General features: G+C 66.1%; 10 protein-coding genes. 6 read left to right on the forward strand and 4 right to left on the reverse strand.

The genetic code is table 11. From position 1 onward, the window contains the following. Positions 1 to 27 precede the first annotated feature (27 nt). The 4 genes from BHE01S_RS23675 to BHE01S_RS23695 all read left to right on the forward strand — a co-directional run bounded on the left by BHE01S_RS23675 (position 28) and on the right by BHE01S_RS23695 (position 5,428). Positions 28 to 1,161: an alpha-D-ribose 1-methylphosphonate 5-triphosphate diphosphatase gene (locus tag BHE01S_RS23675; protein ID WP_042268365.1), complete on the forward strand. Its 1,134-nt coding sequence runs from the start codon at positions 28 to 30 to the stop codon at positions 1,159 to 1,161. Positions 1,162 to 1,640: 479 nt separating this feature from the next. After that, a complete protein-coding gene (locus BHE01S_RS23685; protein WP_042268370.1) occupies positions 1,641 to 2,408 on the forward strand; it encodes an ABC transporter substrate-binding protein in 768 nt (255 codons plus the stop codon). 229 nt (positions 2,409 to 2,637) lie between these two features. Continuing rightward, the gene (locus BHE01S_RS23690) at positions 2,638 to 3,753 is read left to right on the forward strand and encodes a succinylglutamate desuccinylase/aspartoacylase family protein (protein WP_042268372.1); all 1,116 of its coding nucleotides are present in this window, start codon (positions 2,638 to 2,640) and stop codon (positions 3,751 to 3,753) included. Between the two features lie 499 nt (positions 3,754 to 4,252). Next, positions 4,253 to 5,428, forward strand: coding sequence for a porin (locus tag BHE01S_RS23695; protein ID WP_042268375.1), 1,176 nt, complete (start codon positions 4,253 to 4,255; stop codon positions 5,426 to 5,428). A 187-nt stretch (positions 5,429 to 5,615) separates the two neighbouring features. On the opposite strand, the gene BHE01S_RS23700 is transcribed toward BHE01S_RS23695, so the two are convergent. Next, on the reverse strand, positions 5,616 to 5,957 hold the full coding sequence (locus tag BHE01S_RS23700; protein ID WP_042268377.1) for a zinc ribbon domain-containing protein YjdM: 342 nt from the start codon (positions 5,955 to 5,957) through the stop codon (positions 5,616 to 5,618). A 166-nt stretch (positions 5,958 to 6,123) separates the two neighbouring features. On the opposite strand from BHE01S_RS23700, the gene BHE01S_RS23705 reads away from it, so the two are divergent. Next, entirely contained in the window at positions 6,124 to 6,540 is a 417-nt protein-coding gene (locus tag BHE01S_RS23705; RefSeq protein WP_042268380.1) for a DUF6232 family protein, read from the forward strand. Positions 6,541 to 6,584: 44 nt separating this feature from the next. Here the strand turns inward: BHE01S_RS23705 and BHE01S_RS23710 are convergent, their stop codons facing one another. Then, positions 6,585 to 9,038 carry a glycogen/starch/alpha-glucan phosphorylase gene (locus BHE01S_RS23710; protein WP_042268382.1) on the reverse strand — a complete coding sequence of 818 codons (2,454 nt, stop codon included), beginning with the start codon at positions 9,036 to 9,038 and terminating at the stop codon, positions 6,585 to 6,587. Positions 9,039 to 9,648: 610 nt separating this feature from the next. Here BHE01S_RS23710 and BHE01S_RS23715 point away from each other — a divergent pair. Next, positions 9,649 to 11,001: an MFS transporter gene (locus tag BHE01S_RS23715; RefSeq protein WP_084069158.1), complete on the forward strand. Its 1,353-nt coding sequence runs from the start codon at positions 9,649 to 9,651 to the stop codon at positions 10,999 to 11,001. 96 nt (positions 11,002 to 11,097) lie between these two features. Here the strand turns inward: BHE01S_RS23715 and ltaE are convergent, their stop codons facing one another. After that, positions 11,098 to 12,102 carry a low-specificity L-threonine aldolase gene (gene ltaE / locus BHE01S_RS23720; RefSeq protein WP_042268558.1) on the reverse strand — a complete coding sequence of 335 codons (1,005 nt, stop codon included), beginning with the start codon at positions 12,100 to 12,102 and terminating at the stop codon, positions 11,098 to 11,100. A gap of 158 nt (positions 12,103 to 12,260) precedes the next feature. Continuing rightward, positions 12,261 to 12,983: a peptidoglycan DD-metalloendopeptidase family protein gene (locus BHE01S_RS23725; RefSeq protein ID WP_042268385.1), complete on the reverse strand. Its 723-nt coding sequence runs from the start codon at positions 12,981 to 12,983 to the stop codon at positions 12,261 to 12,263. Positions 12,984 to 13,013: the final 30 nt, after the last annotated feature.

Genomic DNA, 13,013 nt, shown 5'->3' on the forward strand with positions numbered 1-13,013 from the left:
ACCCGATATCTGATACGGAGCCTGACGATGTTGATCAAGAACGCTCGCATCGTGACGCGAGACGAAGTTTTCACCGGCACGCTAAGCATGGCAGACGGCAAGATCCGCGACATCTCGCGCGGCTCGACCGCCGCGCCCGAAGCCGAAGACTGGGACGGCGACTTCCTGCTGCCCGGTCTCGTCGAACTGCACACCGACAACCTGGAAAAGCACCTCGCGCCGCGCCCCGGCGTGCACTGGAACACCGACGCCGCATTCGTCATTCACGACGCGCAGATCGCCGCCGCCGGCATCACCACGGTATTCGACGCGCTCGCCATCGGCACGCGCCTGGCCGTGGGCGTGCGCGGCCGCGACGTGCAGCTCGCGAGCGCCAGGGCGCTCACACGCTTCTCAGAGCGCAACCTGCTGCGCGCCGAGCACTTCCTGCACCTGCGCTGCGAAATCGCCACCGAAGACGTCATCGAGCTGTTCGATACGCTCAGCGGCCACCCGCTGCTGCGCCTCGCCTCGGTGATGGACCATACGCCCGGCCAGCGCCAGTGGCACGACCGCGCGCAATGGCGCCGCTTCCAGGAGCGCCATGGCAAGTGGACTGACGAGCAGACCAACACCATGCTCGCGGAAATGGCCACCGAGCAGGAGCGCTACGCCGACGCGCACCGCCTCGAAATCGTGCAGCGCTGCCGTGCACGCAACATCCCGCTCGCGAGCCACGACGACACGCTCGTGGAGCACGTCGAGCAGGCCGCTGCCGAAGGCATCGTGCTCGCCGAATTCCCGACCACGCGCGTGGCCGCCGAGGAAGCGAAAAAGCGCGGCATCGCGACGATCATGGGTGCGCCGAACGTGGTGCGCGGCGGCTCGCACTCGGGCAACGTCTCGGCGCTGGAACTGGCGCAGGCCGGTTTGCTCGACATCCTCTCGTCGGACTACGTGCCGTCGAGCCTCCTGACCGCCGCGTTCGACCTCGTGACCGGGGCCGACTGGACGCTGCCGCGCGCGCTCGCCACGGTCTCGTGGGAGCCCGCCAGCAAGTCGGGCCTGCACGACCGCGGCGCGATCGAGCCGGGGCTGCGCGCGGACTTCGTGCGGGTGACGATGCTCGATTCGCTGCCCGTGCCGCGCGCGACATGGCGCGCGGGCGTGCGCGTGGTCTGACGTCATCCACGCGGTGCAGCCGATGCATTTGCTGCACCACAACAAAACGGCGCGCGATCCAGCCCCGTCATGGCGGAGGGCCAACGGCGCGCGCCGTCGATTCGGTTTCAGCCTCCCTTCATATCGTTGACGATGTCTCGGGCGCATGACATCGCATTCTTCCGACTGTTGCGGCAGAGCATCGCGCAACCCATCCCGGGAACCCCGCAGCGGCCCCTCTGCATTGGCCTGCACACCTTGCCCAACAAGGCTCCGGGTTAAATCGTACAAGCGCACGGGCGTACACTTGGCGAGTCCCTTTCCCGCTATCCGGTATTACACTAGCGACGCAGCAATTTTGACCTGGTAAGCTTGCGCGCGCTTCGCTGGCCGCAGGCTGGCGGGTCCAACAATAATCCGGCGCGAGCCGCGCCGGTGAATGCGCCATGGCGGCACAACCGCACGCGGCGCGCCCTGAACCATCTAGAGGAGTACCCATAGTGAAGAAACTGCTTGCCACCCTCACGGTTGCCATGCTCGCCGTCTCGGCCGGCGTCGCCCATGCGAAGGACTGGTCCACCGTGCGTTTCGGCGTTGACGCCAGCTACGCACCGTTCGAATCCAAAGCACCCGATGGCAAGCTGGTCGGCTTCGACATCGACCTCGGCAACGAAATCTGCAAGCGCCTGAACGCCAAGTGCGTGTGGGTCGAGCAAGACTTCGACGGCATGATCCCGGGCCTGAAGGCCAAGAAGTTCGACGGCGTACTCTCGTCGATGACGATCACCCCGCAGCGTGAGCAGCAGATCGCCTTCTCGGCGAAGCTGTTCAACACGCCGACGCGCCTCGTCGCCAAGAAGGGCTCGAGCCTCGCCCCGACGGCCGACTCGCTCAAGGGCAAGTCGGTTGGCGTCGAGCAAGGCACGATCCAGGAAACCTACGCGAAGGAAAACTGGGCGCCCAAGGGCGTGAACGTCGTTCCTTACCAGAACCAGGACCAGGTCTACGCCGACCTGATCTCGGGCCGTCTGGACGCCGCGCTGCAGGATGAAGTGCAAGCGGATCTGGGCTTCCTGAAGACGCCGCGCGGCGCCGGTTTCCAGTTCGCCGGCAAGGAAATCCCGACGGGTGCCGCCGCTATCGGCCTGCGCAAGGAAGACGCCGACCTGAAGACGAAGATCGACAAGGCTATCGCCGACATGATCAAGGACGGCACGTACAAGAAGATCGAAGCCAAGTACTTCGACTTCGACGTGTACGGCAGCTAAGCACCGCATCGCGGCGCGCGAAGCCCGGGCCTTGTGTCCGGGCTTTTTCTTTTCCGGCATCTTGTTTCGGATTCCGTATTGATTGACGATACCGCAGGCGCGCGCGGGCGCGCTGGTTCCGGCGGCGCGTCGAATCGGCTAAGATCGGTCTACGGTCCCCTGCATGTGCTTATGGGACCATCGTTCACTCCATTACCTTTTGCGGGCCGCCGCGCCTCGCGCATCTATCATGCAAACCCGAAACCACCCGTTGATCGCGCCCGCCCTCGGTACCGCGCGGGAACTTGCCAGTTTCCACTACGGCAAAGCCGGCGGTCCCAAGGTCTACATCCAGTCCTCGCTGCACGCCGACGAGTTGCCGGGCATGCTCGTCTCGTGGGTGCTGCGCCGCAAGCTCGCGGAACTGGAAGCGGCGGGCCGCCTTCGCGGCGAGATCGTGATCGTGCCGGTGCCCAACCCCGTGGGCCTGAATCAGCACTGGCTCGGGCACATGATCGGCCGCTTCGAGTCGAACACGGCGCAGAACTTCAACCGCAATTTCCACGAGCTCACCGCGCTCGTGCTGCCCAACATCGAGGGGCGCCTCGGGTCTGACGAAGCCGCGAACCGCACGGCCATCCGCGCGGCCATGGGCGAAGCACTGGCCGCGCAGCAGCCCAAAACCGAACTCGATTCGATGCGCCTCGCGCTCCAGCGCCTTTCGTACGACGCCGACATCGTGCTGGACCTGCATTGCGACTGGGAAGCCGCCATGCACATCTACACGAACCCCGAACTGTGGCCCGAGGTCGAGCCGCTCGCGCGCTATCTCGACGCCAAGGCGTCGCTCCTCGCGCTCAACTCGATCGGCAACCCGTTCGACGAGATTCACAGCTTCTGCTGGTCGGAGCTGCGCGAGCGCTTCGGCACGCGCTTTCCCATTCCGTACGGCTCGATTTCGGTAACGGTCGAGCTGCGCGGCCAACGCGACGTCTCGCACGAACTCGCCGAGCACGACGCGCAAGCCATCGTCGACTACCTGATCGGGCGCGGCGTGATCGAAGGCACCGCCGCGGCGCTGCCGCCGCTCGCCCATGCGGCCACGCCGCTCGCGGGCACGGAGCCGATCGTGGCGCCTGCCAGCGGCGTGCTCGTGTTTCGCGTGGATTGCGGGACGTGGGTGGAGCGCGGCGCGGCAATTGCCGATGTCATCGACCCGCTCGCCGACACCGTGACGACGCTGCACGCCGGCGTGAGCGGCGTGATGTACGCACGGCATAGCGCGCGCTTCGCCATGGCCGGCATGGAAGTCGCACGCATTGCCGGCGAAAAGCCCATTCGCAGCGGCTCGCTTCTCTCGCTGTAACTGCAACGCCTGACCGTAACAGGGCTCGCATCATGAGTGCGAGCCCTTTTTCATTGATGTCTCCCGCCATTCAAATTAATTCGGTTAACTAACTTTCAATTTTCGTGAATCGATGTCAATCGACCATGTAAAGCGCGCATTGATCGGCCGTTAATGCGCCCTTGAGATAAATCAAGCCCAGTTTGAAGCCAGATTCAAAAAATCCATTAACCAGCGAATAGAAGAAAGCTTAGGAAAAAATTTTATAAGGCCGATTGCCGCAGTCCGGCCTTTCAGATTGACAGGGAAATCGGCCGCAAAGCCAGTAACAGCGAGCCTCCGGCGCCGTTCACCCCCGCCGCAACCCATGTGTCGCATTCGCACAACAGAATGGCGACATTTTCCCTACAAAGTCTTACTGTCACATTCCTTTCGTTATCGACCCTTAAATTGCAGCCCGTCGCATTGACCGGCCCATAAGAGGCCGGAGTAGTCATCTTTCCTTTACCCGGAGAAACAGTTGAAAAAGAAAATTCTGACCACCGCTATTCTTGCCTCGATCGCAGGCGTTGCCCATGCACAGAGCAGCGTGACGCTGTACGGCATTATCGACGCCGGTGTGAACTACATCAGCAACGTGAAGAACTCGAACGGGACGAATGGCAGCTCGCATCAGTTCTCGTACGGTGACGGCGTGGCCCAAGGCAGCCGTTGGGGCCTGCGCGGCTCGGAAGACCTGGGCGGCGGCCTGAAGGCGATCTTCGTGCTCGAAAACGGCTTCAACAGCGGTAACGGCACGGCAGGCCAGGGCGGCGCGATGTTCGGCCGTCAAGCTTTCGTCGGTCTGACGCAATCGAACATCGGTTCGCTGACGTTCGGCCGTCAATACTCGCTCAACACGGACATTCTCGGCTCGCAGTACTCGACCGGTGGCAACACGGTGTCGGGTAACTGGGCCTACCACTTCAACGACATCGACCAGCTGACGTCGAGCCGCATCAACAACTCGGTCAAGTTCCAGAGCGTGAACTTCTCGGGCTTCACGTTCGGCGCGTTGTACGGCTTCTCGAACTCGACCTCGTTCGCCGGCGCACCGGCAACGGGCCCGGCGGCCAGCCCGATCGCCGGCTCGTCGCGCGCGTACAGCTTCGGCGCAAACTACGGCTACGGTCCGTTCAGCCTCGGCGCTGCCTACTTTAACCAGACGTATCCGGGCCAGACCACGCCGTCGACCTCGACCACGATCGCCAACGTGCCGCAGGGCACGCTGCGCGACCTGCGCTCGTTCGGCGTGGGTGGCCGCTACATCGTCGGCCCCGCAACGCTGTGGGCCCTGTGGACCAACACGCTGCTCTCGCCGATCGCCGGTTCGTCGACGCTCTACAACGCGTACGAAGCAGGCGGCAAGTACGCCTTCACGCCGGCTCTCTCGGCTGCGCTCGGCTACACGTACTCGCGCACCTCGGGCAGCCAGACGGCTCACTGGAACCAGGTCAACGCATCGCTCGACTACGCGCTGAGCAAGCGCACCGACGTGTACGGCCTGGTGTCGTACCAGGACGCGTCGGGCACGCTCGCGAACGGCCAGAAGGTTCAGGCGCAGATCGGCGACTCGGGCTCGAACATTTTCCAGCCGTCGGGCACGGGTTCGCAGGATCAAGTCGCGGTTCGCGTCGGTATCCGCCACAAGTTCTAAGCAGCCGCATTACGCAGCAACCGCATTACGCAGCATCGTCACGCAACAGCGGCAGCCGGCGGCTCATGGCGCCGGCTCTGCTCGGCGCGCGGCAGCCTACGCTGCAGGGCGCGCCTTACCGGACGGGGCATCCCTTGGGATGCCCCGCTTTTTTTGGTTCATCGCAACTGATGCGCGACGCCCCTCATCACGCCTTTCTGACGAATTCCGATTTGAGGCTCATGGCGCCGAAGCCATCTATCTTGCAATCGATATCGTGGTCGCTGTCCACCAGACGGATATTCTTCACTTTGGTGCCCATCTTGATCACGCCGCCCGAGCCCTTGAGTTTCAAGTCCTTGATGACCGTGACGGTATCCCCGTCCTGAAGGACATTGCCGGCCGAATCGCGATACACCTTGCCCGCTGCTTCTGCCGGCGCGGCGGCTTGCCTCGACCATTCATGCGCACACTCCGGGCAGACGTAGACGTCCCCATCCTCGTAGGTGAACTCGGAATTACATTTCGGACAGCGTGGCAATGCGCTCATGGGAAATCCTTGGTGGTGACGGAGCAATAAAAGCGCGCAAGTATACCGGCTTCGGCGCGTTGCCCAATCCGGCAAGCGTCCGGCCTGCGACGTTATGTCCGTCGCCGACCCGCCCTGGCCCCGCTTCTGGTACGCTGCGCTCTCTCACCTCGCAGCTATCGAACCGATGGAACTCCCTTTCAACGAAGCCGCCGTTTCGGTCACGCGCAACGCGCTTTCAGCGGCCGGCCAGGTCTTCCCCATGCGTGACATCGAGGACGTGCGCATCGTCATTGGGCGGCGCAGCCGCGTCGTGCCGGTCGCGATCAGCGTGCTCGGCGCCGCAGGCGCTGTCGTGGGCGGCGTGCTCGGCTCGGCGGCCGGTCTCGCGTGCGGCGTGATGGTGATCGTCGTGGGCTGGCTCGCCTGGCTCTGGCAGGAAGCCGTGCACCGGCTCTATGTCGTGACGGGCGGAGAATCGCGCGAGGCGGTCACGAGCCTCGACCCGGCATTCCTCGAACGCGTGCAGGAAGCCGTGCGCACCGCCAAGGCCGCGCAGGCGGCGCAGGCCGAGGGCGGCACGACGCGGCCCGCCGCGCCCTGATACCGCCGGAAGCACAGCCTGCAGCACTGCGGGCAGCGCGCCCCTCACTCCATCTCGATCGACTTCACGTGCCAGATATCGCGGGCGTATTCCGCGATCGCACGGTCCGAAGAGAATTGCCCCATCCCCGCCACGTTTTCGATCGCGCTCGCGGTCCACGCCGGCACGTCCATGAAGCGCTGGTCGGCGGCATCCTGCGCCTCGATGAAGGCCGAGTAGTCGGCCAGCACGAGGTAGTGGTCGCCCCAGTCCACGAGCGTATGGAAGATGTCCGTATAGCGTGCCGGATCGTGCGGTGAGAAGAAGCCCGTGCGGATCTGGTCGAGCGCGCGGCGCAATTCGGCGTTTTCCTCGTAGACCTGGCGCGGCCGGTAGCCTGCGCAACGCAGCTGGTCGACCTGGTCGGACGTGTGCCCGAAGATGAAGATGTTGTCCTGACCCACGGCCTCGCCGATCTCGATGTTCGCGCCATCGAGCGTGCCCATGGTGAGCGCGCCGTTGAGTGCGAGCTTCATGTTGCCGGTGCCCGAGGCTTCGGTGCCCGCCGTCGAAATCTGCTCGGAAAGGTCCGCCGCGGGAATCAGCACCTCGGCCACGCTCACGCCGTAGTTCGGCACGAACACCACCTTGAGCCGGTCGCCCACCACGGGATCGTTGTTGATCTTCGCGGCCACGTCGTTGATGAGGTGGATGATCATCTTCGCCATCCGGTAGGCCGACGCGGCCTTGCCCGCGAACAGCACGACGCGCGGCACCCAATCGCCCTCCGGCGCTTCGACAATGCGGTTGTAGCGCGTGATCACGTGCAGCACGTTGAGCAACTGGCGCTTGTATTCGTGAATGCGCTTGACCTGCATGTCGAACAGCGCGTCGGGATTGAAGATGATGCCGGTGCGCTGCAAGGCGCGATGTGCGAGACGCACCTTGTTGCTGCGCTTGGCCGCGCGGAACGCGGCTTCGAACGAAGCGTCGCCGCGCAGCTTGCGCAGCGCGCCCAGTTCGAAGAGATCGCTGCGCCAGCGCGGCCCGATCGCTTCGTCCACGAGGTGCGCGAGCGGCGGGCTCGCCTGCGCGAGCCAGCGGCGCGGCGTGATGCCGTTGGTCACGTTCGTGAAACGGTTGGGAAAGAGACGCGCGAAGTCGGCGAAGATATCGCGCGTCATCAGTTGCGAGTGCAACTTCGAGACACCGTTCACCTTGTGGCTAGCCACGATCGCGAGATAGGCCATGCGCACGCGGCGCTGGCCGTATTCGTCCACGAGCGAGATGCGGCGGATCAGATCGAGGTCGTGCGCGCCGCGGTCGCTCGCTTCGCGCAGGAACGCCGCGTTGATGTCGAAAATGATTTCGAGGTGGCGCGGCAAGAGGCGCGCCAATAGTTCGACGTCCCAGGTTTCCAGCGCTTCGGGCATCAGCGTGTGGTTGGTATACGAGAACACGTGGCGCACGTGGCCCATCGCTTCGTCCCACGGCAGATGATGCACGTCCACGAGCAGGCGGATCAGCTCGGGAATGGCCAGCACCGGGTGCGTGTCGTTCAGGTGCACCGCGACCTTTTCGGAGAAGCGCCCGAACGTGCTGTGCGTGCGCAGGTAGCGGCGAATCAGGTCCTGCATCGTCGCGGAAACGAAGAAGTATTCCTGGCGCAGACGCAGTTCGCGCCCGGCCATCGTCGAGTCGTCGGGATAGAGCAGTCGCGAGACGTTCTCGGAGATGTTGCGCGCCTCCACCGCGCGCTGATAGTCGCCCTGGTTGAACGCCGAGAGGTCGAGTTCTTCATCCGCGCGCGCGGACCACAGCCGCAGCGTGTTGGTCGCGCTCGTGGCGTAGCCGGGAATGACCGTGTCGTAGGCCATGGCGTTCACATGCTGCGTGTCGACCCATTCGACATGGCCGTTGCGCTGCATGGTGCGCCCGCCAAAATGCACGGGATACTGGACCTCGGGCCGCGGAAACTCCCACGGATTGCCATAACGCAGCCAGTAGTCGGGCGCTTCGACCTGTTCGCCGTTCACGATCTGCTGGCGGAACATGCCGTAGTCGTAGCGAATGCCATAACCGAAGCCCGGAATGCCGAGCGTCGCCATCGAATCGAGAAAGCACGCTGCGAGCCGGCCGAGACCGCCGTTGCCGAGTGCCGCGTCGGGCTCGTAGTCGAGCACCGTGTCCATGTCGACGCCCACGCTCGCCAGCGCCTCTCTCATCTCGTCGTGTATGCCGAGCGCGATCAGCGCGTTCGAGAATGTGCGGCCGATGAGAAATTCCATCGACAGGTAATAGACGCGTTTGACGTCCTGGTCGTACTGGCGGCGCGTGGTGATCATCCAGCGTTCGACGAGCCGGTCGCGCACGGCGAGCGCCGCGGCGTGCAGCCAGTCCTGCGGACGTGCCGTTACGGCGTCCTTGCCGACGCCGTACATCAGGCGATTGGAGAGGGAACGGCGCAGCGCTTCGACGCTGCTTTGCAACTGATCGAACTCGAGACCGATAGCTGTCATCAACTGACTCCTGTCGACCGCACCCAGTGCAGAGCGCCTGGTGCGGTCCCACGCAAAGCGCCGGAAATGGCGGCGCGCCCACAAAGGTGCAGGGCGCGCGGTTGTCCTCGGCCTGCGCCGCGCGCGGCGGAATGGGGCGATGACGCATCGGCGGCGGCGCAAAGGGCCGGCGCCGCTCGCCAGCGAGCGCAGATCAATTTGCAGAGTAGTGCATTTTCAAATGCCGTGCGGCGGCGCGCCAACCGCGCACGGAACGCGGCCGCGAGGCACGCGGAACCTGCCTGGCGCCCCGATCGCTTGCCATGCGGAGCCATGCGGACGATTCCGCGCGCGCAGCGCGGCGGCACGCGTACGCGTGAAGGGCTTGGCAGTTAGTTGCGATATGGCGACATTCGATGGCCATTGAGCGCCGGTCATAGCCTTACAGTCAGCCCACGGTCTGAAGCGTCTCCTGCAAAACCGGGCGGGCTCTGTAACAATCGCAGAATTCGCCCGTGCGGCCCGCGCCGCAGCCTTCATCGTCCACCGGCCCGAAACTGTCTTGTCCGAAACCTTTCCCGCGGCGCGCGAAACCCGCAATACCCTCAATACCGAGCCGCCCGACGCGCCCATGCCGGCGAAAAACCGCCGCGCCATGGGCGCGGTGATGCTCGCCGTCGCGCTCGCGACACTCGACACCGCCATCGCCAACACCGCGCTGCCCGCCATCGCCACCGACCTGCACGCGGCACCCGCCGCCTCGGTGTGGATCATCAACGCGTACCAGCTCGCGATGGTCGCCACGCTGCTGCCGCTCGCCGCGCTTGGCGACATCATCGGCCACCGGCGCATCTATATCAGCGGCCTTGCGATCTTCACGGTCGCTTCGCTCGCCTGCGCGCTCGCGCCCACGCTGACCGCGCTCGCCGGAGCGCGCGTGCTGCAGGGGCTCGGCGCGAGCGCCATCATGAGCGTGAACACGGCGCTGATCCGCTTTCTCTACCCGCCGCACCGGCTCGGGCGCGGGCTCGGCATGAACGCGCTGGTCGTGGGCGTTTCGTTCGCCGTGGGTCCGACCATGGCCTCGCTGATCCTCTCCGCGGGCACCTGGCCGTGGCTCTTCGCGATCAACGTGCCGCTCGGCGTGCTCGCGCTCGTGTTCGCGCTGCCCGCGCTGCCGCAGACGGCGCGCGGCACGCACGCCTTCGATCCCGTGGCGGCGGTGCTCAATGTCATCACGTTCGCGGCGCTGATCTTCGCGCTCGGCGAGGCCGCGCAGCGCGCGCCAGGCGTGGAAGTGGGTATGGCGGCCGTCGTGGCGCTGGTGTTCGGCGCGCTGCTGATCCGGCGCGAGGCCGGGCATCCCGCGCCCATGCTGCCCGTGGATCTGTTCCGCCGGCCGGTTTTCGCGCTTTCGTCGGTCACCGCGATCTGCTCGTTCGCGGCGCAGGGTCTCGCGTTCGTCTCGCTGCCGTTCTATTTCGAAACCGTGCTGATGCGCAGCCAGGTGGAAACCGGCTTCCTGATGACGCCCTGGCCCGTGGTCGTGGCTGCCGCCGCGCCCATTGCGGGGCGCCTCTCTGACCGCTATCCGCCGGGCCTGCTCGGTGCGATCGGGCTTGCCATTCTCTCGGCGGGCATGGCGTCGCTGGCGCTGCTGCCCGCCCATCCCACGGTGACGGACATCGTCGTGCGCATGGCGCTCTGCGGCGCGGGCTTCGGCTTTTTCCAGTCGCCCAACCTGCGGGCGATCATGGCGAGCGCACCGCCAGAGCGCAGCGGCGGCGCGAGCGGCACCATCGCGGTCTCGCGTCTGCTCGGGCAGACGACGGGCGCGGCGTTGGTGGCGCTGTGCTTCGGGATCGTGGGCCGGCACGGCCCGACGCTCGCCCTGGGCCTTGGCTGCGTCTTTGCGGGCGCGGCGGCCATTGCGAGCGGGCTGCGGCTGTTCGCGCCGTCGCACCGGGCGGTGCAGCGCCGGTGATGCGGGCGGTGGGCGGTGGGCGGTGGGCGGCCGAGCCTGAGGTCTCAGGGCAAAGGCGCACGCGAAAAGCGCGCCTTCGCCAGCCCGCCTGGCGGCTTATCGCGCGAAGTAGCCCTTCACCGCCGCCACGAACGTGTCGATATCGGCGGCCGTCACGTCGAGGTGCGTGACGAAGCGCGACGCGTACAGCATCTGCGTGAGGATGCCGCGCTCCTTGAGATACGCCTCCAGCGGCGCGCAATGTTCCTGCGGGAACTGCACGAACACCATATTCGTGGCCTGCGACATCACCTTCACCTGCTCGATCTGCGCGAGACCGGCGGCGAGACGCGCGGCGTTCGCATGGTCGTCGGCGAGACGCGTGACGTTGTAATCGAGCGCGTAAAGGCACGCGGCCGCGAGCACGCCCGCCTGGCGCATGCCGCCGCCCAGCACCTTGCGCCAGCGATGCGCGGCGTCGATGAGCGCGCGGCTGCCCACCAGCACCGACCCCACCGGCGTGCCCAAGCCCTTCGAAAAGCAGATCGACACCGAGTCGAAGCCCGCCGTGAGCGCCTCGAGCGGCTGGCCCGAAGCGACCGCCGCGTTGTACACGCGTGCCCCGTCGAGATGCGTGGCGAGCCCGCGCTCATGCGCGAGCTGCGTGGCCTTTGCGACGTAGTCTGCCGGCAGGACCTTGCCGCCGATCGTGTTTTCAAGCGCGAGCAGACGCGTGCGCGCGAAGTGGTCGTCGAGCGGCTTGATCGCCGCGGCAATGCGCTCGAGCGGGATCGAGCCGTCTTCGGCGTTGTCGAGCGGCTGCGGCTGGATGCTGCCCAGCACGGCCGCGCCGCCGCCCTCGTACTTATAGGTGTGCGCCGCCTGGCCGACGATGTACTCGTCGCCGCGCGCGCAATGCGCCATCAGCGCGGCGAGGTTGCTCTGCGTGCCGCTGGGGAAGAAGAGTCCCGCTTCCTTGCCCGCCTCCTGCGCCACGCGCGCCTGCAGGCGCAGCACGGTCGGGTCGTCGCCCCATACGTCGTCGCCGGTTTCGGCGCGGGTCATGGCGGCGAGCATGGCTTCGCTCGGGCGGGTGACGGTGTCGCTGCGCAGGTCGATCATTGCGATGAAATCCTCGTGGTTGAAGCACGCGCGGAACGCACGGGCGCGCGCCTCGTCGGGCGCGCCGCACGGCGTGGGAACCATCGAGTGTATTTTCAAACGGCGGCCCAGCGCAATGCCGTGCCGGGCGCAGCGCGCGCTTTCGCCGTGACCGGGCCCTAGTGCACGAGCAGCGGCAGCGGATCGACGGGCTTGCCGTCGCTGCGGACTTCGAACTGAACGCCGCCGGCGCCCATTTCCGCGATCGGCTGGCCTTGTGAGACGGCGTCGTCTTCCTTCACGAGCAGCTTGCCGTTGCGGCCATAAGCCGTCACGACCTGGTCGTTGTGCTTGATGATCACGAGCGGCCCGTAGGCCTCGATACCCGTGCCCGCGTAGACCACGCGGCCCGCGGCGGCGGCCTTGACCTCCTCGCCGGGCGTGCCGCCGATCACGATGCCGGTCGACTTGCCAGGCACGAAACGCTGCAGGATCGGCCCGCGCGCGGGCCATGCGAGCGCGATGCTGGGCGCAACGGGAGCCGGCATGGCTACGCCGGCGGCGGCGGGCGCGCCGCCGGGCATCTGCGCCTGCGGCGCAGCCGGTGCGTAACTGGGCGGGGGCGCTACGCGCAGCACCTGGCCTGGCAGGATCTGGGCGTTGGCGGAAGGCAGCTGGTTCCAGCTCGCGATGTCCTGGGGACGCTGGCCGAAGGCCCCGGCCACGCGCGAGAGCGTGTCGCCCGGATTGACGCGGTAGTAGCCCGCGGGCACGCCGCTCGTGGACATGGGGGGCGCGCTTTGGGTTTCCCAGGGCGTGAAGGTGCTGCTACAGGCGCTGCAGACGAGCGTGAGGGCGGCCAGCGCCGCATACGCGCCCGGGTTTCGCCGTTGTCGATTCATCTTGCTGTTCCTCGCTTGGTCCTCGCGTAT

The organism is Paraburkholderia heleia NBRC 101817, assembly GCF_000739775.1.
Taxonomy (GTDB): Bacteria; Pseudomonadota; Gammaproteobacteria; order Burkholderiales; family Burkholderiaceae; genus Paraburkholderia; species Paraburkholderia heleia.

Coding starts and splice junctions, on each gene's coding strand:
- BHE01S_RS23700 (WP_042268377.1), bottom strand. CDS start 5,957: ATGAGCGCATTGCCACGCTGTCCGAAATGTAATTCCGAGTTCACCTAC.
- ltaE (WP_042268558.1), bottom strand. CDS start 12,102: ATGATCGACCTGCGCAGCGACACCGTCACCCGCCCGAGCGAAGCCATG.
- BHE01S_RS23710 (WP_042268382.1), bottom strand. CDS start 9,038: ATGACAGCTATCGGTCTCGAGTTCGATCAGTTGCAAAGCAGCGTCGAA.
- BHE01S_RS23690 (WP_042268372.1), top strand. CDS start 2,638: ATGCAAACCCGAAACCACCCGTTGATCGCGCCCGCCCTCGGTACCGCG.
- BHE01S_RS23725 (WP_042268385.1), bottom strand. CDS start 12,983: ATGAATCGACAACGGCGAAACCCGGGCGCGTATGCGGCGCTGGCCGCC.
- BHE01S_RS23705 (WP_042268380.1), top strand. CDS start 6,124: ATGGAACTCCCTTTCAACGAAGCCGCCGTTTCGGTCACGCGCAACGCG.
- BHE01S_RS23675 (WP_042268365.1), top strand. CDS start 28: ATGTTGATCAAGAACGCTCGCATCGTGACGCGAGACGAAGTTTTCACC.
- BHE01S_RS23715 (WP_084069158.1), top strand. CDS start 9,649: ATGCCGGCGAAAAACCGCCGCGCCATGGGCGCGGTGATGCTCGCCGTC.